The 19,723-nt window shown below is 43.6% G+C and carries 16 protein-coding genes, 1 tRNA gene and 1 pseudogene; 13 read left to right on the forward strand and 5 right to left on the reverse strand.

Annotated elements, in window-relative coordinates; genetic code table 11:
- The first annotated feature begins 15 nt into the window (after positions 1-15).
- From BLW31_RS11010 to BLW31_RS24760, 4 genes and pseudogenes are all read left to right on the forward strand, one after another.
- Complete coding sequence (locus BLW31_RS11010) at positions 16-1,419, forward strand: aldo/keto reductase (RefSeq protein WP_010537968.1); 1,404 nt, start codon at positions 16-18, stop codon at positions 1,417-1,419.
- Complete coding sequence (locus BLW31_RS11015) at positions 1,419-1,841, forward strand: DUF1893 domain-containing protein (RefSeq protein ID WP_029425546.1); 423 nt, start codon at positions 1,419-1,421, stop codon at positions 1,839-1,841. Before BLW31_RS11010 ends, BLW31_RS11015 begins: the two co-directional genes overlap by 1 nt.
- Before the next feature lie 28 nt (positions 1,842-1,869).
- Entirely contained in the window at positions 1,870-3,768 is a 1,899-nt protein-coding gene (locus BLW31_RS11020) for a TonB-dependent receptor plug domain-containing protein (protein ID WP_010537970.1), read from the forward strand.
- A gap of 4 nt (positions 3,769-3,772) precedes the next feature.
- Positions 3,773-3,916: pseudogene (locus tag BLW31_RS24760) on the forward strand (ECF transporter S component); the annotation flags it as partial.
- On the opposite strand, the gene BLW31_RS11030 reads toward BLW31_RS24760, so the two are convergent.
- From BLW31_RS11030 to BLW31_RS11050, 5 genes are all read right to left on the reverse strand, one after another.
- The gene (locus tag BLW31_RS11030) at positions 3,913-7,914 is read right to left on the reverse strand and encodes a hybrid sensor histidine kinase/response regulator transcription factor (RefSeq protein WP_010537971.1); all 4,002 of its coding nucleotides are present in this window, start codon (positions 7,912-7,914) and stop codon (positions 3,913-3,915) included. The pseudogene BLW31_RS24760 and the gene BLW31_RS11030 sit on opposite strands and share 4 nt — an antisense overlap.
- Positions 7,915-8,108: 194 nt before the next feature.
- On the reverse strand, positions 8,109-9,278 hold the full coding sequence (locus BLW31_RS11035) for an ABC transporter permease (protein WP_010537972.1): 1,170 nt from the start codon (positions 9,276-9,278) through the stop codon (positions 8,109-8,111).
- Positions 9,262-10,446 carry an ABC transporter permease gene (locus BLW31_RS11040; protein ID WP_010537973.1) on the reverse strand — a complete coding sequence of 395 codons (1,185 nt, stop codon included), beginning with the start codon at positions 10,444-10,446 and terminating at the stop codon, positions 9,262-9,264. The genes BLW31_RS11035 and BLW31_RS11040 overlap by 17 nt, the downstream gene beginning before the upstream one ends.
- Before the next feature lie 4 nt (positions 10,447-10,450).
- Entirely contained in the window at positions 10,451-11,440 is a 990-nt protein-coding gene (locus BLW31_RS11045; RefSeq protein WP_022300956.1) for an HlyD family secretion protein, read from the reverse strand.
- 6 nt (positions 11,441-11,446) lie between these two features.
- Complete coding sequence (locus BLW31_RS11050; protein ID WP_010537975.1) at positions 11,447-12,859, reverse strand: TolC family protein; 1,413 nt, start codon at positions 12,857-12,859, stop codon at positions 11,447-11,449.
- Positions 12,860-13,610: 751 nt separating this feature from the next.
- Here BLW31_RS11050 and BLW31_RS11060 point away from each other — a divergent pair.
- The 9 genes from BLW31_RS11060 (at position 13,611) to BLW31_RS24775 (ending at position 19,722) form a co-directional block, all read left to right on the forward strand.
- Positions 13,611-13,686: transfer RNA gene (locus BLW31_RS11060), tRNA-Gly, on the forward strand.
- Between the two features lie 230 nt (positions 13,687-13,916).
- Complete coding sequence (locus tag BLW31_RS11065) at positions 13,917-15,638, forward strand: helix-turn-helix domain-containing protein (RefSeq protein ID WP_010537976.1); 1,722 nt, start codon at positions 13,917-13,919, stop codon at positions 15,636-15,638.
- 245 nt (positions 15,639-15,883) lie between these two features.
- Positions 15,884-16,195, forward strand: coding sequence for a hypothetical protein (locus tag BLW31_RS11075; RefSeq protein ID WP_010537977.1), 312 nt, complete (start codon positions 15,884-15,886; stop codon positions 16,193-16,195).
- Between the two features lie 22 nt (positions 16,196-16,217).
- Positions 16,218-16,895 carry a DUF3575 domain-containing protein gene (locus BLW31_RS11080; RefSeq protein ID WP_010537978.1) on the forward strand — a complete coding sequence of 226 codons (678 nt, stop codon included), beginning with the start codon at positions 16,218-16,220 and terminating at the stop codon, positions 16,893-16,895.
- 12 nt (positions 16,896-16,907) lie between these two features.
- Positions 16,908-17,813, forward strand: a complete 906-nt coding sequence (locus tag BLW31_RS11085; RefSeq protein ID WP_010537979.1) for a FimB/Mfa2 family fimbrial subunit — start codon at positions 16,908-16,910, stop codon at positions 17,811-17,813.
- A 40-nt stretch (positions 17,814-17,853) separates the two neighbouring features.
- Entirely contained in the window at positions 17,854-18,609 is a 756-nt protein-coding gene (locus tag BLW31_RS11090) for a fimbrillin family protein (protein ID WP_010537980.1), read from the forward strand.
- Positions 18,606-18,791 carry a fimbrillin family protein gene (locus BLW31_RS24765; protein WP_010537981.1) on the forward strand — a complete coding sequence of 62 codons (186 nt, stop codon included), beginning with the start codon at positions 18,606-18,608 and terminating at the stop codon, positions 18,789-18,791. Before BLW31_RS11090 ends, BLW31_RS24765 begins: the two co-directional genes overlap by 4 nt.
- Positions 18,792-18,830: 39 nt before the next feature.
- On the forward strand, positions 18,831-19,289 hold the full coding sequence (locus BLW31_RS24770; protein WP_010537982.1) for a fimbrillin family protein: 459 nt from the start codon (positions 18,831-18,833) through the stop codon (positions 19,287-19,289).
- 31 nt (positions 19,290-19,320) lie between these two features.
- Positions 19,321-19,722, forward strand: a complete 402-nt coding sequence (locus BLW31_RS24775) for a fimbrillin family protein (protein WP_233424547.1) — start codon at positions 19,321-19,323, stop codon at positions 19,720-19,722.
- Position 19,723 lies beyond the last annotated feature (1 nt).

Consider the following 19,723-nt stretch of genomic DNA (forward strand, 5'->3'; position numbering starts at 1 on the left):
AATCAGAACAAGATTATGGAAGAAAAAAATAAAAAAGACATAAACAGAAGAGATTTCATAAAAATCGTGGGTATCAGCGCAGCTACATCAACAGCCATATTATACGGATGTTCTCCCCGAAAAACGTCTTCTTCAAGTAGTGTTACAGCGGAAGGAGAGGTACCCACCGATAAAATGACATATCGCACCTCTCCAACTACAGGCGACCGTGTTTCACTTTTAGGATACGGCTGTATGCGATGGCCACTCAAACCGTCTCCCGATGGTAATGGTGAAGTCATCGACCAGGATGCCGTGAACGGACTGATAGATTATGCTATCGCTCACGGAGTAAATTACTTCGATACATCTCCGGCATATGTGCAAGGTTTTTCGGAGAAATCAACGGGCATTGCATTAAGCCGTCACCCACGCGACAAATACTTCATAGCTACCAAACTGTCCAATTTCTCTCCGGATACATGGTCGCGCGAAGCTTCACTTAAAATGTATCATAAATCATTTGCAGACCTTCAGGTTGACTACATTGACTATATGCTGCTTCACGGCATCGGCATGGGTGGAATGGATGCTCTCAAAGGACGGTATCTGGACAACGGAATGCTTGACTTTCTGATCAAAGAGCGAGAGGCTGGTCGTATCCGGAATCTTGGCTTCTCCTATCATGGTGATATTGAAGTATATGATTATCTGCTTTCCCGGCATGATGAAATAAAATGGGATTTTGTGCAGATACAGCTTAATTATGTAGACTGGAAGCATGCGAAAGAAACAAATGCCCGAAATACCGATGCCGAATATCTGTACGGAGAGTTACACAAAAGAGGTATCCCGTCTATTATCATGGAGCCGCTTTTGGGAGGTCGCTTATCTAAGTTGAATGACAACCTGGTAGCACGACTCAAACAACGGAGACCTGAAAGTAGCGTAGCTTCATGGGCCTTTCGTTTTGCCGGGTCGTTCCCCGATATACTGACTGTATTAAGCGGTATGACTTATATGGAACATCTGCAAGATAATCTCCGTACCTATTCTCCGTTGGAACCGCTTACTGATGAAGAAATGGATTTTCTGGAAGATACGGCGCAGTTAATGCTGAAATACCCCACTATTCCCTGTAATGACTGCAAATATTGCATGCCATGCCCGTATGGACTGGATATCCCGGCAACACTGTTACATTATAACCGTTGTGTCAACGAAGGTAATGTGCCTAAAAACAGGCAGGATGAGAATTATGTCAAAGCCCGTCGTGCCTTCCTCATCGGATATGACCGTAGTGTACCTAAACTCCGGCAGGCAAGTCATTGTATCGGATGCAATCAATGTGTACCGCATTGTCCGCAAAATATCGATATACCCAAAGAACTGCATCGGATAGATCAATTTGTAGAACAACTGAAACAAGGAACTTTATGATAGAAGAATTAATAGACTTATTACACTCGGGAGGATATTCCTGCGCGATTGCCAACAGAGATATCATACGCACTTTTACTCAACGTGGAGTGGCTGATTTGTATGATTTGCTGACACAGGAACCGGATTTCCTGAAAGGAGCGTTGATTGCTGATAAAGTGGTAGGAAAGGGAGCTGCCGCCCTGATGATTTTGGGTGGCATAAAGGAACTCCATACAGATATAATCAGTTCAAAGGCTTTGGAACTGTTTCAGGATTCAGATATAAAGGTCAGTTTCATACAGGAAGTACCTTTTATCTGGAATCGGGACCATACAGGCTGGTGTCCGGTAGAAACAATGTGCAGTGAAGAAAAATCTGCAGAAGCTATATTACCTTTGATTCATAACTTTCTCAAAAGAATAAGAAGTGGCAGGAAATAACAGAAGAAATAAAAATACGGAATAGAATATGAAAAGAATTGCAACATGTCTGTTTTTGTTTAGTAGCCTGCTATCTACTTCCGGAATGGCTCAGAGCGGAAAAGACACTACACAACTCAGAAGAAACTATATCATTGATGAAGTCGTAGTCACCGGAACACGTAATGAGACAGATATACGTCACCTTCCGATGACCATTTCAGTAGTTGGCAGACAACAAATAGAGAAAAGATATGAACCTTCACTTTTGCCATTATTGACAGAGCAAGTCCCCGGATTCTTTACTACCAGCCGCGGTATCATGGGATATGGTGTATCTACAGGTGCGGCAGGTGGTATGAGCCTGCGTGGTATCGGCGGTAGCCCGACGGCAGGTTTATTGGTCCTGATTGACGGGCATCCTCAATATATGGGATTGATGGGACATCCGATAGCGGACGCCTATCAATCTATGATGACAGAGAAGGTGGAAATATTACGAGGACCTGCCTCGGTACTTTATGGTTCGAATGCGATGGGCGGAGTCATTAATATCGTCACTCGCAAACAACAGCAAGAGGGAGTGAACACAAATATGCAAGTTGGGTATGAATCATACAATACGTTACAAACAGAGTTTTCCAACCGAGTAAAAAAAGAACGCTTCAGCAGCATCGTTACCGGCTCTTACAACCGTACCGACGGTCATCGTCCCGATATGGAGTTCGAACAATATGGAGGATATGCCAAGTTAGGCTATGACTTCAGCAACTCCTGGAAACTGTGGGGGGATGTGAATGTAACTCATTTCAATGCTTCCAATCCGGGGACGGTACAAGTTCCGCTTATCGACAATGACTCACGTATCACTCGTGGTATGACTTCATTTGCGTTGGAGAACAATTACGAAAAAACGGCAGGTGCCTTAAGCTTTTTCTATAATTGGGGACGACATAAGATAAACGATGGATATAAGACAGGAGAACAACCACAGGCATCGCACTTCAATTCTAAAGATAAAATGTTCGGCATCTCTTGGTATCAGAGTGCAACTTTCTTCACAGGCAATCGCCTGACAGCAGGCTTTGACTATCAGCACTTCGGTGGCGAATCATGGAACAAGGTAGTTGCTACCGGAGAACGGAAACCGGGCGTAGACAAGCAAATGGACGAGTTTGCGGGATACGTTGACTTCCGTCAGGATATAAATAGCTGGCTGTCGCTGGATGCGGGCATTCGTGTAGACCATCATTCACATGTAGGTACGGAATGGATACCCCAAGGAGGGCTGGCCTTTCATCTTCCGGAGAATGCGGAACTGAAAGCAATGGTAAGCAAAGGATATCGCAATCCGACTATCCGGGAAATGTATATGTTTGCTCCTGCAAACCCGGAACTGAAACCGGAAAAACTGGTGAACTATGAACTTTCCTATTCTCAACGATTATTGGAAGGAGCGTTATTCTATGGAATGAACCTGTACTATATCAATGGTGATAACGTAATTATGAGCAATGGCCTGACACCTCCACTAAATGTCAATTCCGGAGAAATAGAGAATTGGGGTGTTGAAGCAAACATCGGATATCGGTTAAGCTCCCACTGGAACGTGAATGCCAACTACAGTTGGCTGCATATGGAAAATCCGGTTCTTGCCGCTCCGGAACATAAATTATATGCAGGTGCAGATTATGTCAAAGGACGTTGGACCGTATCAACCAGTATACAATATATAAAGGGACTTTATACATCTGTCATCATTAATAATAAAGGTGTTGAGCAACAGGATAGTTTTGTTCTGTGGAATCTGCGGGGAAGTTACCGAATCTGTCGTTTTGCCGACATCTTCGTGAAAGGTGAAAATCTGTTGGCGCAACGTTACGAGATAAATGCAGGTTATCCTATGCCCAAAACAACATTTATGGGTGGTATTAATTTGAACTTTTAATTTTTATCAGATAACAGGAACAGTGGGAGAATGGATCTATATAGGAAGCTTCTACAGTGCCATTCAGGATTTCCGTATTGGAATTCCCGGAATGTGCCTGCAAGTATTCGGAGGTTATCTGTTCATTAAATGCTTGATATGCAGCTAACATTCCGAATCTTCCTGAGATGCATCATCTTCAATGATACTGGAAGAAACACCATTTACCTTGGCATATTGGCTCGGACTCATCTTATATTCTTTCTTGAATACTTGCCGGAAATATTTACTTTCTGAGAAACCGCACATTTCTGAGATTTCAGTAATATTATGCACGCCTTCTTTCAATAACTGCGTAGCACGCTTCAAACGGATATTCTTAATAAACTCCTGAGGAGGAAGCCCTGTTAGCGCTTTCAGTTTGTTATAGAAACGGGTACGACTCATATTGTGCAAATCCTTAAGCACATCAACGGAAAAGGCGGGGTTATCAATATTGTCTTCGATGCTTTTCTTCACATCCGACAAAAATTGCCAGTCGAGACTATTTGTACATTTTGCCAACGGTGTTTTTTCTTCTATATCAATTTCAAGATTAGCATATTTGCTACGCAATAATGCCCGGTTCGCCAATAAATTAGCAATACTGGCTTTTAAGATTCTCACACTGAATGGTTTTACAATATATTCATCGGCACCAATATGAAGACCATCGAGAACATTCTGTTCTTCTCCCAAAGCTGTGAGTAACAAAACAGGAATATGTGATGTTTCAATATCATTCTTGATAGTGGTACACAATTCATCCCCCCGCATTTCCGGCATCATAATATCAGAAAGAATCAACTCCGGCTGGTATTCTTTTACAATGACCAACGCTTCCTTACCATTGCTGCAAGCCTGTACGTTGTACATAGGCGATAGTGAATTGACCAGATAAGCACGTAATTCATCATTATCCTCGACAATAAGAATACGCTGCAGATCTTCGTCGTTTGCCATGACAGGCGTTTCGGAAATCACCGGAGCATCCAATTCAGCTTCCTGTCTGCGGGGTTTCTCCGGTTCTATCAGATTCGAATGATGGAAATGTTTATTCCCCTTCGGGAAGACAACAGTAATAGTAGTACCCTGCTGTTCGACACTCTCAATATTTATCTTGCCACTATGGAGGTGAACTAATTTCCCCACCAACTTTAATCCGATTCCACTACCGGTTATCTTTGCATTAATAGCATTCGTACCCCGGAAGTGCATCTTGAATAATTTGCTCTGTTCATTCGACGGAATACCGATGCCGGTATCTCTGACCTCCAGCTTCCAAGAATCTTTAGTCTCAGAAACATATACACTGACCGTTCCATTCTCAGGAGTATATTTCAACGCATTGGATATCAGATTCTTTAAGATGGAGTCCATCTTATCTTTATCAAACCATACATTCAGATAATTAAAGTCACTCTTGTAAGTAAAATCAATATGCTTGATATTGGCATACGAACGAAAACTTTTATAGATTTCATTCATATACGTATTAAGCTCATATTCAGAGATATGTAGCTCGGAAGAATAGACATCCGCCCGTTCGAAGTTGATTAAATTAGTACTCAACCGTAAAAGAGCGTTTACATTTCTCAAGGCTGTATTTATACGCTGTGAACCGATCTCTGTCAATGTCTCTTCTTCAACAAATTCTTCCAGAGGAGCCTTTATTAAAGTAAGCGGAGTACGGATATCATGGGCAGTATTTATAAAGAAATGCGTCTTTTCATCTGATATCTTTTTCTGCTTTTTCAGAATCATTACCCGGAAGGCAATACTGAATATAAACACAATCAAAAGTATATAAGCAAATATAGCCCATCCGCTCAACCACAAAGGATGCGCCACTATCACTTCAAGCTGGCGTTCTTCGAAAACAATACTAGGCTCTTCTTTAGATATGGCGCGCACATAAAGTTTATATTTACCGGGACTCAAATTAGTGAAACGGATCAGACTATTGTCATTCAACTGCACCCATTCATTATAGGAAGAACCCTCCAGTCTCCAATAATATATGGAATGAGAAGGAAAATCATAATTGATGGAAGAAACACGAAATGAGAAAGTATTCTGACCATATTTTAAAGTCAGTACGTCTGTCTTATCAATATCCTTTTCCAAAGGGGAATCTTTATCTCCGGGATAAATAGGCTGATAAGAAATATGAAAATCGCTGAATATCATTTTTGAATACTCATAATCCGGTAACTTTATACCTGCGGGAAATTCCACAGCACCATCAACGCTTCCAAAAACAAAACTCTTGTTTTTTCGCAACACACCGGAAGTTGCATTGAAACAGGCAGACATCATTCCCTGCTCCCGACTCCAGTTATGGAATGATCTCTTCTCCACAGAAAAACTGGTGATTCCGTTTTCCGTACTCATCATTATCTGTCCGTCCATTTCCGGCAGAATGGTATAGATGCTATTTGAAACAAGTGCCGAATTTTCTGCAAAATAATGTTCGAAAGTTCTGTTCTTCGGGTTATATATAAGTACTCCCGAACCGTTTGTTCCAATATACAGTAATCCGTCATTCGCCTGATAAAGCGTGTTGATATAAGTCGATTCCACAGGCATTAATATATACTCATACTCACCGGAATTCCGGTCGAGCAGAAAAAGCCCCGTAGCTGTACCTACCCAAATAAAATGAGTATCTTTTTCCTCAATAGCGGTAACAGTGCTCACTCCGGGATACAGACGAACAGAATTCTTTATCGGATCGATACATTTAAGATTATAATATCCTCCCGACCATATATATCCTTTTGAATCTTTGATCATATCCCGGATGTATTTGTCCGGACGTATGTTGGCAGAACTTAACAGAAAAGGAGAGAAGTACTCTACAGACAGTGCCTTCTTGTTAATCTTATAGATCCCGGACGTAAAGCCTCCTGCCCAGATAATGCCCGGAGAAACTTCGCATAAAGTAATGAAAATATGGTTCTTATCTTTCAACTGCTTGTCGAAAGAACTTAAAAAAGAATGCCACTGACCGGTTCGGGAATTATAGAAACTTATTCCATTACTGGTACCAAACCATAAATCACCTTCACTGTCCTCAATGACTGCATGCACCTGATCGTTGACGATAGACTGCTTATTACCGATAGAATGTTTTATCCAATGATAATTCTTATAACGAGGATCGACTACCGTAACCCCTGCCGGATAATTAGCAAGCCAGATTCGTTTTTCTTCATCAATATAAATATCCGTGATGTTATTTCCGTTCATTTCATTATAGCTTTCGTAGTTGGCTACAATATATGGAGACGTTTTACAAGTATTTACATCAATTTTATGTACCCCCATTCCTTCTGTCGCAACCAATAATTCCTTTGGATTCAACGGTCGGATATGAGTGATACTCACATCACCCAAAGCTGTATCTGATTTTATAATCTTTTGAGTAGACATATCATAAGCAAAGGTACCGTCACTAAAAGTACCAATAAAAAGTCTTTGAAGTTGTCGGTGGAAATAGAGCCCGTTGATTTGTGTATAGACATTATCAAGTGTTTCTAAAGGAATAATATGCAGAGTTCCTTTATCAAGCTGGGTGTATCGGACTCCCATTTCTGTTGCTATAAAGAAATGAGTATCATCTGTTTGTTCCACTACTGTGATGTCATCATCCAATACATTGGGAAACTGTGTCGTTTGGGTAGTTTCCGTATTATACAACAAAATAGAATCTTTACTACATAACCAGATAGTACTGTTATGATCCATATAGCCATAATTGATAACGTCTGTGGCTTCCGGCAATTTATAAACCATTTTGAAATGATCATATTTCTCTTCATACCGGAAGATACGTCCTTTTTTCCCAACTACCCATATTCCACCTTTTTTATCTGCATACAACCATCCGAGATTTACCTCCGAATTTAATTCTCTGTTTGCCTCAATTAATTTATAGTGCCTTATATCATGACCATTATATCGGTCCATACCTTCGCTAGTGAGAAACCACATATATCCCTGACGATCTTTCTGGATATTGTATATTCTCCGATTACTCAAACCATCCTCTACTCCAATATATTTGTATGTCTGTCCATACGCCATCAACGGCAGTAAAAATAAAAATAATATAATATTCCTCATATAGATATTTGTATTTAAAGTAGTGCTATAGACCACCTCCAAATAATAGTTAACAAAATAAATAAAAAAGGACGAGATAATCAAGTAAAATGTTCAACAAAATTCACTTTATTTCCATAGTTAATTATTTGTTGGCTGAAATATTATAGTTTTGAGAAATAATTGTTTAGAATCTGCAACTAAAAGTATAGCTGTCAACCGAGTTTCCTTTTATAAACCCAGATGCTTAGCAGGAAAAAAACAATCACCTGAATCCATAAAGTAATGTATTCAGGTCGGATATCCGCCATATTTGCCCCCATTGAGTTCAGTTGCACAAAGGCAAGTGTGGCAGGTGCTGCCGGAAAAATATAATGGGCAGCTTTCCAGTACCAAGGCATCAGCTCCATCGGATAGGAAACACCGGAAAGAAAAATCAGTCCTACCGAGAAAAAGGCAATCATAAGCAATGGTGCTTCCGAATCAGTGAAATATCGGGAGGCTGCCAGCCCCAGAAAAGAAGTCGCCAGCAAGTAAGGGATCATCATCAATACAATATACAATCCGTTTCCAATATTGGGAATGCTAAAGAAATGAGGAAGCAACCCTAACAGGAAAAAGGAAAAAACAGCATACAGACTACAATACACAAACGTTTTCCCTGCCACAATACGTATCGCAACTGCCCAACTTTTTCCGAAAGGAGTATAGGCAAGAATCCCTCTGGTCATATACTCTTCTCCGGTCACCATACCAATAACCATCAACAATGTCTGAAAAATGATAATTACCATAACAGCCGGAATCAGATAAGACCCATATCCTTCCGTATAATTATAGAGTGCAGTTCCTTCCACATTCACCGGTTGTGCCATAGCTACCGCCAATAATCCCTGAGGAGGTAGAAAAACCGCTCCGTCCGAACGATATTTATCATTGACAGCTAGCATTACGCGCGAAGAAGCCCCCTGCAAGGCTTCAAAATACAGGAAAGCATCGGTCGTGGCATACAAAGAAAAAACAGCTTCATCTCCACGAAAAACCCGTTCCTCAAAATCATGCGGAAGATACAAAATACCTTGTACTTTCCCTTTTCTCATCCATTCTTTCGCTTCATGATAATCCATAGCCTGAGCATAAATCTCCGTTTGCGGGGTAGCATCCAGCCAGCGGATAAAATTACGGCTCAACTCACTATGGGAATTATCGACTACAGCAACCGGAACATCTGTCACGATATTGGGAGCATACATATAATTATATAGTAATCCGTACACGAAGATTCCCCCCATCAGTACCAATAAAACAGCATAGCTGGTACTGATAGCCAGATATTCACGCCGGATGATGAAGGATAACTGTTGTAACTTACTTAATTTTTTCATATTTATGACTTTCTATGGCTCGTTTCAAATGGGGAAGTAGCGCAAAAGCCAGCAACGGAAAGATACATAGTATCACAGCCGATGGCCAAAGATGAATGAAACCACTACCTCCGTAGAGTATGTTTTGTATTATTTCCGTAAAATGCCGGACAGGAAAAAGATAAGAAGCATCTCGTACCAAAGGATACATATTAGGAACCGGAAAAGTAACACCGGATAAAGTAGCTCCCAGCGAACCGACCATGGAAACAATACTTATGATCAGAGAGATAGCCGGAAATAGCGAAAACAGGAATAATCCCAGTGCCTGCGTTGCCACGACAAAGAGTGCTGTCAGCATACTCATCAATCCCCAACTCCCTTGAAACGGAATATGCAGAATACCGAACATGACATAATTTGCCAGCCACCCTATCAGGATATAAATAATCGTATAAGGAAGTAGTTTCCCTAAAACAGCTGTCACCATATTTCCTTTGGCGACAGATAACCATTCGTCGGCTGTACGAAATTTAATTTCAATGCCCACTGCATATACAGTAGTCAGCAAAATCAAGATTTGGAACAAAACGAAAAAAAATGGCTGGCTTAGGTAAACCGAATAATCCAGACTCGGATTATATATAGGGTGGTTGCTAGCTTGTACCGGCAACAGGAATGTAGTAATCTGGTTCTGGTCCACTCCAAGAGCAACGGCTTTCATCACAATGGGAGATAGCGACACAGGAGCCAGCGAGGTTTCGAAAGCAGCCATCAATTCGCCACCGACCGAAAGCAACGCATAATGATAATAATAGGAGAGAGTCGCATTCTTTCCCGATATGGCATCCTGCTCGAATCTGGGAGGGATAGAGAGATAACCATAAATTTCCTTTCTCTGCACGGCCTTCCGGGCAGCTTCTTCATTTACAAAGTGCTTTGTCACTTTAAATGTAGGCACAGCAGATATGTTTCGGACGATTGCCCGCGAAGAAGCAGTGTTATCCTGATCGACAATGCCGACAGGAATATTTTCCATCTGTCCGTTACCAAAGATGGTTGCCATGAAAAAAAGGGTAAATAACGGCAAAATGATACACACGCCGAAATAAAGCCGTCGTGAAGTCATCCGCCGCCACTCTCTGAGCAGCACGGCATGAAAAGGAGAATATGTTTGTGATGAACTCATTCTATCATTCATTTAGCGTCAGTAATACAGACATACCGGGACGCAAATCATCTACTTTTTGCGTAGGACGGGCGTGAATCTCGAAGGTGCGTAAGTCATAACTTCCGGTCTGTTTTGTTGATTTCCAGGTAGCAAAGCTTCCTAATGGGCTGATATAATAGATTTTAAACTCAAGACCTTTTTTACCGATTGCAGGTACATCTGCAACAAAGGTCCCGTCCATCTTAAACTGTGGCATCAAGTCTTCACGTACATTGAGTACTACATGAATATCATCCATAATAACCAGATTCATAATCGGTGTTCCCGGTGCAACTAATTCTCCGCGTTTGGGGAAGATGGTAGCTATCTGACCGTTTTCCGGTGCTGTCAACCGGGCATCGACCAATAGTGCCGAGACTTCATCAACCGTACTTCTCGCAGCATTCACCATACTGGCTGCTGATTCTTTATCTTCTTTTTGTGCACCGTCAACTGCCATCTGATATTGCTCATAAGCTGCACGTTCGGCTGCAACGGCTGCTTTATACATAGCTTCCACTTCATCTTTCCGTTGGGAAGTGACCACACTATCTTTATATAAGGTAAGGATACGGTTATAAGTGGTTTGGGCAAGTGCCAGGTCGCTTTTAGTTTTGTTCCATAATTGCAGTGCGGTAGCTACAATCTGGCGGCGGGTACCAGCATCTATTTTCTTATTCTGCTGTACGGCTACCTGTTCCAATGCATTCACTTGCTGATACTTGGCATGTATTTCGGGGCTATTGATCACTACGAGAGTATCTCCCTGACGCACCCAGTCACCTTCCTGCACTAAAAAGGTATCAATACGTCCGGGAAGTTTCCCGCTAATACGGATTTCTGTCGCTTCTGTCTGCCCTTGCAGGACGAGCGGTTGTTTGTGCATCAATATTACTCCTGCAGCAGTAAAAATACCGACTGCCAGCATAATAATGACAAATGCCCAAGAGAGGGTTCTACTAGTTGGTTTCATTGTTCGTTACGGTTTAGGTTGATAGTTTACAAATTGTTCCGGTGTGCCACAGAGTGAAAGAAGATTCATCAATGCCACATCATATTCATAATAGGCTGCCAGACGAGCTACCTTCACAGTGGCAAGCATCGTTTCAGCATCAATAACTTCAGTGGAGGTCGCCATTCCTTCTGTAAAAGATTTCTTTCGGATACGTACCAGTTCTTCACTCAGTTCGATGGTCGCATTCAGCGCTTTCACATTATCCTGAGCTTTCTCCAATTGTGTATAGAGCTTATCCACTCCGACAGCCAGATCATCACGCGCTTTCATTTTTCCCAAAGTCAGCGTTTGTTGAGTTAGCTTTGATTGCCGGATTTTCTTCTCCCGGTCCAATCCGTCAAAAAGATTCCATGTAAAACCGATTCCTACCATCGTACGCGGTAGCAAATTGCTTTGGATACCATGCGAATAGAGGGTTTGTTTTCCAAAAAGGGCTATATTCGGCAAGTATCCACTTTGGGCAATTCGCACTTCCTGTTTGGCAATATGCTCTTGCAACTGTAACTGATTGAGCATATAGTTTCCACTGTTCACCGACATATCAAAAAGCATTTTTGGTGGCAACGAATCATTCATGAAAAGGGGAGAGGTAGGAACGATGTTCTCATCCGTATCTTTTTTATTTAACAAGGCCTTAAGGGCACTCTGCACCACTGTTTCTTCTTTTCGTGCAGCTTCCAATGACCGTTTTGCTTCATCCATATTTACTTGGGCAAACAACCGTCCTGCCTTGTCTATCATTCCGGCAGCTTCCAGTTTCAGTGCGTTTTCATAATGTTTTTGCAAACCTCTATAGGTTTCCTCACGTACAGCTACTACCTGTTGCGCCAATCGCAGACCATAATAGCTTTCTGCCAACAAGTTTTGCTGATTGGCAGCAGTCTGTGCACGATTCTCCCGTGCCAAGTCTACCATTGTCCGACCAATATTTGTTGCCCGAAATCTTTTTCCTCCGGAAAAGAGTACCCATTCTGCTGACAAATCAACAGTTGTCAAGTTTCTCGGAGTTAATGGAAAAACAAGCGTATTAGCTCCTATTTTATCCAGGATAGCCGAAATCATCTGATCATCCGGAATAATAGAATGAACGAAGTCCTTCGCCGGATCAGTAAACTGAGACAAAGGCTGCTTCACTTCAATCTTCTCGGACATGTGTACAAATGCACCTGTAGATTGCAAAGTGGGATACCAGAAAGCATTAAGTTTGTCACGTTCTGCTTTGGCAATCTCTATGCCTTTATCAGCTATCTTCAAACTCTGATTTCCCTGATTAAGCAGATGCAACGATTCTTCGAAACTTAATGGTGTCTGTGCATTTGTCTGAATGACGGAGAAACACAAAGCCCATAATACAAAAAGTATCTTATTTTTTTTCATGCTGGTTAGGTTAAATCTAAAATTGAGACTTTCTAACAGATGAGAGGATGGGTTTGTTCACTCCGGCAAATAGAGAACATATCTTGGGGCATGTTCTATTTTTAATATTTATTCAAAAACAGATTCGTACATATTTCATCAAACAACAGGAATAATGCATAAAATAATGCAATAATATGCAGAAATTCAATATACTTTTGTATATATACTATCTGGCTATACAGAAAAAGGACGTAATTTAAGCTATTTCGTTTTAAAGGAGCACTTCCTTGGTTTTAAACCAACAAGATGTTGGTCGGTGAGGAACGTCTTATTCCCTTAAAAGAAACTTGAAAACGGGAGGTGAAACAGCCGATTTGTTCTAGATGCCACTAATATCTACAAACTTCCATCCTTTCAATTTGAATTGACCAATTAATATCTAGCCATCTTATTGACAACATAAACAGACAAGAACTATATATATTAACAGAAAATAGTCCCAATATACCTAATTTCGCAATATACCTAACCGGAAATCCTGCTGATTTTATCGAATCATCTTGGTTCCGTCTGTATATTCTAAATTGTATGACAACCGAATATACGATTTCTCATATTCGTTCATTTTTCGCCTCTAACAGAAATTCATGAATGATTTTAATATAGTTTTTCTTCTACTAAAATTTGAGGAATTTTATTTGAGATATAAAAATTATGTTTACCTTTGCATCATCATTCCATAAGGCATTTTGTGAAAGATATATGTAATGCGGTAGTAGCTCAGTTGGTAGAGCATTAGCTTCCCAAGCTAAGGGTCACGAGTTCGAGTCTCGCTTACCGCTCCACTGAAATTCAAGCAGTTACAAATAGTGTAGCTGCTTTTTTTATGTACTTTTTCTTTTTTAAACCCCGTTTTTGAGTATTTTCAGTGGATATTTATCATATTTCCAGTCACAAAATTACATAATCATTTGTATATGCACGAATAATTAGAGGAATATCTGTATAGTCCAATACTATTTTTTTGTACTTTTGAGCACTATAGGCCAAGAATTTACGTAAACACACAACAACAATGAAGTATAAATCTTATCTGATAGCGATTTTATGGGGAATCCAATTCTGTTTTACCCTGCCTGTTTCAGCCCAAAACACCATCCAACAGCAAAAAGACTCTTTGCGCCGGGCTATCGAACAATCCGACGGAACTGACAAACTGAGGTCGTACAACAGACTATACTATTTATATATGTCTGAAATAGCCGATGACCGGAAAATGGATACACTGCTGACCCTGTTCGGGCAGACGGAAGCCGAGGCCATCAGACAGGGAAACGTAAAAATGCAAGGGATGGTGTATGGAAACACCATCATCTCTCATATAAATAGGAATGAATACGACAAGATCATTCAAAAAGCACCCGGTTATCTTGATTTCTATATCCTGCATGAACAATGGAAACTCTATTACCAGATACACATGCAACTTATCACTGCCTATAACTTGAAAGGAGATTATAAAAAAGCGGCGGAAGAAGCAAAACTAATGTTCGACCGTGCCAAAGCACGGAAGGATAAGGCGGGAATGGCAACAGCACTTTATGCCACTGCTATCACCTATAATGTTCAGGATAGATGGAAAGAGGAAGAAGATTGTTTCAGAGAATGCATCCGCTTATTATGGGAAGTTTCGGGATACGACAATATCCTGACACAAGCTTACGCATTCCTGTGTAGCTCACTTCGGGCACAAGGGCAATATGACAAACTATTACAACTCGTGCCCGAATATGAAAAAGCCATCGCCCGGTTTGAGAAAGCAGCCGGAAGAACCCAGCCTGAAGCGTGGGGAAATCTTTATGTGGCATTGATGAATACCTATATAGATACCAAAGACTATGACAAAGCTGGAGAATACCTCGCCAAGTTGGAAGGTATTGTCAATAACAATATCTCAAGATATGAATTGGCACGGGCAAAGGCGCTGATTTTACAGTCACGCGGAGATTACCGCAAGGCACTTGCCGCTATAGACAGCGCAGCGGTCGAAGTGCAGGAATCAGAATTTGACCTCAATGCCGTACGGAAGATAAAGATGGAGATACTTACCCGGATGGGGCGTTTCGACGAGGCATTCACGCTGTTCGATACAATCATTGCCGCCAATGATACTATAAAAGATGTAGAGATAAACGCCCGGTTCGATGAACTGCGCACCCAATATGAAGTGGAGAAACATATCGCCGAGAAAGAACGCAATCTCCATTACTTCCTTTTTACCCTTGGCATTTGCCTGGTACTGGCACTGCTCCTCACGGCTACTTTCTATTACAATCGGATTATTGCTCTCAAAAACCATAAATTATACGAACGAATAAAAGAACAGGACCGGCTGGCGAACGCAGTTGAAACTGCCAAAGCTACGGATACGCTTTCCCCTAGCAGCGAACAAAAGAGTCTGGTTATGCGGTTGCAGGAGTATCTACTTTCGGGTGAAAACTTGTCTAATGCCGATATGAACCGGGACGATATAATATCCGCCCTCGGCACTAACAGAAATACGCTGACCGAAGCGGTCAAAGCCGTCACAGGAAAGTCACCGATGGAATATACGCGCTTCCTGAAAATAGAAGAAGCACGCAGGATGCTCGACAGCCATCCCGAATTTACGATTGAAGCGGTAGCTTTCAGTTGCGGGTTCAATATACCGAGCACTTTCTACCGCTTGTTCCGAAAACAATACGGTATCAGTCCGGCAGAATACCGGAAAATGGCTAATTCATCCCCCAAAAAATAAGAAATAGCATACCGGAACCGGAAAGATTGTCCGATAAGCCCTAAAAAATGAAGTTACCCCCTGCTACAGATGATTGTAACAGGGGGTAACTGGTTAAAAGGAAGTCTGTCAGGCAGTCTTCTTTTCTATGTCCGAAAGCCCGTAAAACAGCAGAAAATGACAAAACGCCACAAAGTAGGGACAAAATGCAATACTTTTTCGACCGCATTTAACCTAATTTGCAACAAGAAAAAAAGCAGAGCCCCATGAATGATTACATCAACTTTATCTCTCTAGGAATTGCCTTTTGCTCGCTGGTAATTGTGACATCCGTCTTCCTGCATTGCCGGAAGATAGAAAAGAAATGCAATTATTATATGGCGAAAAGTATCCGTGAGCAAGATAGTCTGGTAAAGGAACTGGAACGGATACGTGTAGAAAAAGAAATGATGGAAAAGGTGCTCAAAGCGGAATTGTCGGAAGCCGTGAGAGCTACCATCGAGAACAAAGAGACCGGTGAACGCATGACTGACCCCATGACACACACGCTGCGAATTGATATAACTTATTTTATTTAACACACAACTAATATATGAACCTATGAAACATTTACAAAAAATTCTGTTGGCTCTCCTTGTCTGGGGTATTGCCGCAACCGGAAATTCTTTCGCGCAACTCCCCCGGGGAGTGCCGGATGCGATTGTCTCCTCACCGACAAACGCAGTTACCCCTGATGGAATACTGCCTTCAAAACCTTACTACTTCGCTGTGCGGACGAACATGTTGTATGATGCCATACTGCTGCCTACACTCGGTGTGGAGTGGCGGGTGAACCGCGACATGGGTATCAAGTTAGACGGTAGCTTTGGCTGGTGGGGAAGCAACAGCGATAAGATACAGAAGGTCTGGTTCCTGAACCCGGAAGTGCGTTGGTATCTGCTACGTGATAAACGATTTTATGTGGGCGCATCGGGCAGCTACGGGGAATACAATATATATAAGTATCCCGTGGGAAGCCTCTTCTCGAAGGACACCGGCTATCAGGGCAAACTGTGGGGTGGGGGTGCTACAGTCGGTTATCAACTTCACCTTTCCCATCATTTCTCGATCGATTTCAATATTGGTCTGGGATATACACATTCGGAATATGATAGTTATGGAATGATCGACAGAGTGCGTGTTTTTCAAGATAAAAATAAGGCCAAAAACTTTTGGGGACCCACTCAGATCGGAATTAGCTTTTTGTGGACAATAGTAGGAACCAAACAGAACAAATAAAAAACGATCGATATGAGAACAAAAGCAATTATCCCATTCTTTGGGTGCGCGCTACTGCTGGCAGTAAGTTGCGACGTGAAAGACCCGATCTACAACACACCGCATCCCGACCACGGCACGGTAACCCTTACCGCCGACTGGTCGCGGCGGGGCACGGGCATCGACATCCCCGCGTCCTACACGGTGCAGGCGGGCGACTACTCGACCACGCTCGGCAACACGACAAACCGGATAGACCACCTGTTCGAGCCGGGAACATACTGTACCTATATCTATAACACACCGGAACAGGTCTCGATAAGCGGCACAACCGCTACCGTTGCCGCAGCTTTCGGTAATTGGGACGGTGTGGGCGCGTTCGTGGCTGCCTCTCCCGGTTGGCTGTTCACGTGCGCTATGGATGTAGTAATCGAAAAGGACACCGAGTACGAACTGACCGCCACCATGCAGCAGCAAGTACGCCAACTGACGCTCATCATCGAACCTACGGGCAGCACCACGGACAGGATAAAACGCATCGAGGGCTACCTGTCGGGCGTAGCAGGGACGTTGGACTTCTCTGCCGGCATCCACGCCACACCCGCTAACGTGGAATTGCAGTTCGCGAAGATAGCCTCCGGCGCCAATGCCGGGAAATACGCGGCAACCGTGCGCCTGCTTGGCGTGGCGGGTGAGCAGCAGAAGCTGAACGCCATCATCCACTTCACGGGTGGCAACCCTAAGGCAATGAGCCTCGGCAGTGACCTCACCACGGAGCTTGCCGCGTTCAATGCCGACAAGACAAAGCCCCTTACCCTGGGCGGAAAAGTAGTGGAGACGCCTACGGGAGCCGACTTCTCCGCCACCATTACAGACTGGACACCGGGCAACGGCGAAGACGGCGAGGACGGCTCCGCCGGAATGGAAACGAACCATTAAATTAATTATCAATATCAATAACACCAAAAAGAGTAAGATTATGAAACTTAGAAATTTATCAATCATTACCGCAGCAGCCTTTGCGCTGGCAGCCTGCAATAACGACAACGAAGTAGCCACTGACAACTGGAATGGTGAAATCCGCCTCACCAGCGGCATCATCACCTCCCAGACCCGTTCCTACGGCCTCGACACGCAACTCGCCCCAGGCCTGCAAGTATCTGCCTGGGTAGATGATAGCCAAGCCGGCCCCCTCTACCAGAACAACATCCTCACCGCCGACGGCACCGGAGGCTTCGCTTACGCCAGCGAAATGTACTACATCTCGCCCGACCCCGTGAACATCTATGCCATCCATGCCAACCCTGCCCTGACAAAAGAAGCTTTCCCCGCGTCAGTGTCCCACGAAGTGAAGGCCGACCAGACCACGAAAGATGCCTACACCGCCTCCGACCTGCTCTATTCCACCAAGCGGAGCGTAGCCCCCACCGCCTCCAGTGTGCCCCTTACCTTCTACCACCTGCTGGCTAAAGTAGAAGTAGTGCTGAAGCGCGGCAACGGTGCCCCCGACCTCACCGGTGCCACCGTGACCCTGGAGAACACCGCCCTGAAAGCCACCTTCACCCCCAAGAAAGCCGCCGACATGAGTTCACAGTCTGAACGCCAAGCGATGATAGCCCTCGCTACTGATGCCAACCCCGCCGCCCCGATTGCCATCCCCACGGTAGTGACGACAGACTTTGACACCAACACCCAGTACGCCGAAGCCATCGTGGTACCGCCTTTATCCGCGTGAAGCTGGCAGACGGCACGGCCTTCGCCTACAAAATCCCCGCCGGAGACGACTTGAAGCTCGATAGCGGCAAGCGATACATTTATAAGATAACTGTAGATTATAACGGACTGACGCTGGACACCACCATCAAGGACTGGGAAACCGTAGGCACACCCGTATATGGCTCTGCATTCCAGGAGTAACCCGTAAACAGCCTTAATAAGTATAAATACAAAGAATAAATGAAAAAGACTAATATACCTATATATATAATGTACCTATGGGCAGCCTTAGCTTTGGCTGCCTGCACGGGCGATGACGACGCGGCATGGCCCGAAGGCGGCGTGCCGCTGGAGCTCAATGCCGTCGTAGAGGGATATGAGGCAAACGGTACCCGTACACGGGCGGCTACCACCGAAAACAGGTGGGAAGGGGGAGAAAAGGTAACGCTATGTGTTCGAAGTCCAAGCCTCGGAGAGCAACAGGAGGGACTCTCTATGGATTCCGATGGAAAGCTGGTTGCAACTAAAGCGGTGAACTGGATGAGCCCGGATGAGGAAAAGACCATTTATGCGCATTATCCGATGTCAATAAATGCACTTTCATTCCCTGTACAGGATAACCAAACAGATGAAGGATACCAGCAGAGCGACTACATGCTTGCTCCCTACATCCGTATCACCCGTAACATCCCCCGATAAAACCCTAACCTTCCGCCATCTCACAGCCAAGGTGGTGGTACACCTCGAAGCAGGCTACGGAGTGACCAGCGATGAACTTCAAAACGCCACCGTAACCTTTGAAAACCTCAATCGTACGGGATACGGAATTGATTGGAATGAAGGAACTGCATCACAAGTGTCTCCTGCCACCGACCGCATCATCCCCAACGAAGTGACCCCTGCCGCCAACAGATACGTACGCACCGTGCGTGCCCTGTTCATCCCGCAGGATATGTCGGGACGGAAGTTCGTGAAAATAGTCACCACAGCCGGAAAGACCTTCTACTACATCCCCGCTTCGGGCACGGCAAACTTCTTCAGCGGCAAGATGTACGAGTACCGCCTCACCGTAACCTCGGAAGGCATCAAAGATACCGGTGTGGAGGGAGGCACGTGGCTGCCAGCCGAGTAGT

This window comes from Bacteroides faecis MAJ27 (genome assembly GCF_900106755.1).
In the GTDB taxonomy this organism is placed as follows: Bacteria; Bacteroidota; Bacteroidia; order Bacteroidales; family Bacteroidaceae; genus Bacteroides; species Bacteroides faecis.

What these genes read in the sequence shown, in the direction of transcription:
- BLW31_RS11045 (WP_022300956.1), bottom strand. Translation starts at nt 11,440, where the DNA reads ATGAAACCAACTAGTAGAACCCTCTCTTGGGCATTTGTCATTATTATG.
- BLW31_RS11075 (WP_010537977.1), top strand. Translation starts at nt 15,884, where the DNA reads ATGAATGATTACATCAACTTTATCTCTCTAGGAATTGCCTTTTGCTCG.
- BLW31_RS11050 (WP_010537975.1), bottom strand. Translation starts at nt 12,859, where the DNA reads ATGAAAAAAAATAAGATACTTTTTGTATTATGGGCTTTGTGTTTCTCC.
- BLW31_RS11030 (WP_010537971.1), bottom strand. Translation starts at nt 7,914, where the DNA reads ATGAGGAATATTATATTATTTTTATTTTTACTGCCGTTGATGGCGTAT.
- BLW31_RS11065 (WP_010537976.1), top strand. Translation starts at nt 13,917, where the DNA reads ATGAAGTATAAATCTTATCTGATAGCGATTTTATGGGGAATCCAATTC.
- BLW31_RS11085 (WP_010537979.1), top strand. Translation starts at nt 16,908, where the DNA reads ATGAGAACAAAAGCAATTATCCCATTCTTTGGGTGCGCGCTACTGCTG.
- BLW31_RS11020 (WP_010537970.1), top strand. Translation starts at nt 1,870, where the DNA reads ATGAAAAGAATTGCAACATGTCTGTTTTTGTTTAGTAGCCTGCTATCT.
- BLW31_RS24770 (WP_010537982.1), top strand. Translation starts at nt 18,831, where the DNA reads ATGAAAAAGACTAATATACCTATATATATAATGTACCTATGGGCAGCC.
- BLW31_RS11035 (WP_010537972.1), bottom strand. Translation starts at nt 9,278, where the DNA reads ATGAAAAAATTAAGTAAGTTACAACAGTTATCCTTCATCATCCGGCGT.
- BLW31_RS11090 (WP_010537980.1), top strand. Translation starts at nt 17,854, where the DNA reads ATGAAACTTAGAAATTTATCAATCATTACCGCAGCAGCCTTTGCGCTG.
- BLW31_RS11010 (WP_010537968.1), top strand. Translation starts at nt 16, where the DNA reads ATGGAAGAAAAAAATAAAAAAGACATAAACAGAAGAGATTTCATAAAA.
- BLW31_RS11040 (WP_010537973.1), bottom strand. Translation starts at nt 10,446, where the DNA reads ATGAGTTCATCACAAACATATTCTCCTTTTCATGCCGTGCTGCTCAGA.
- BLW31_RS11080 (WP_010537978.1), top strand. Translation starts at nt 16,218, where the DNA reads ATGAAACATTTACAAAAAATTCTGTTGGCTCTCCTTGTCTGGGGTATT.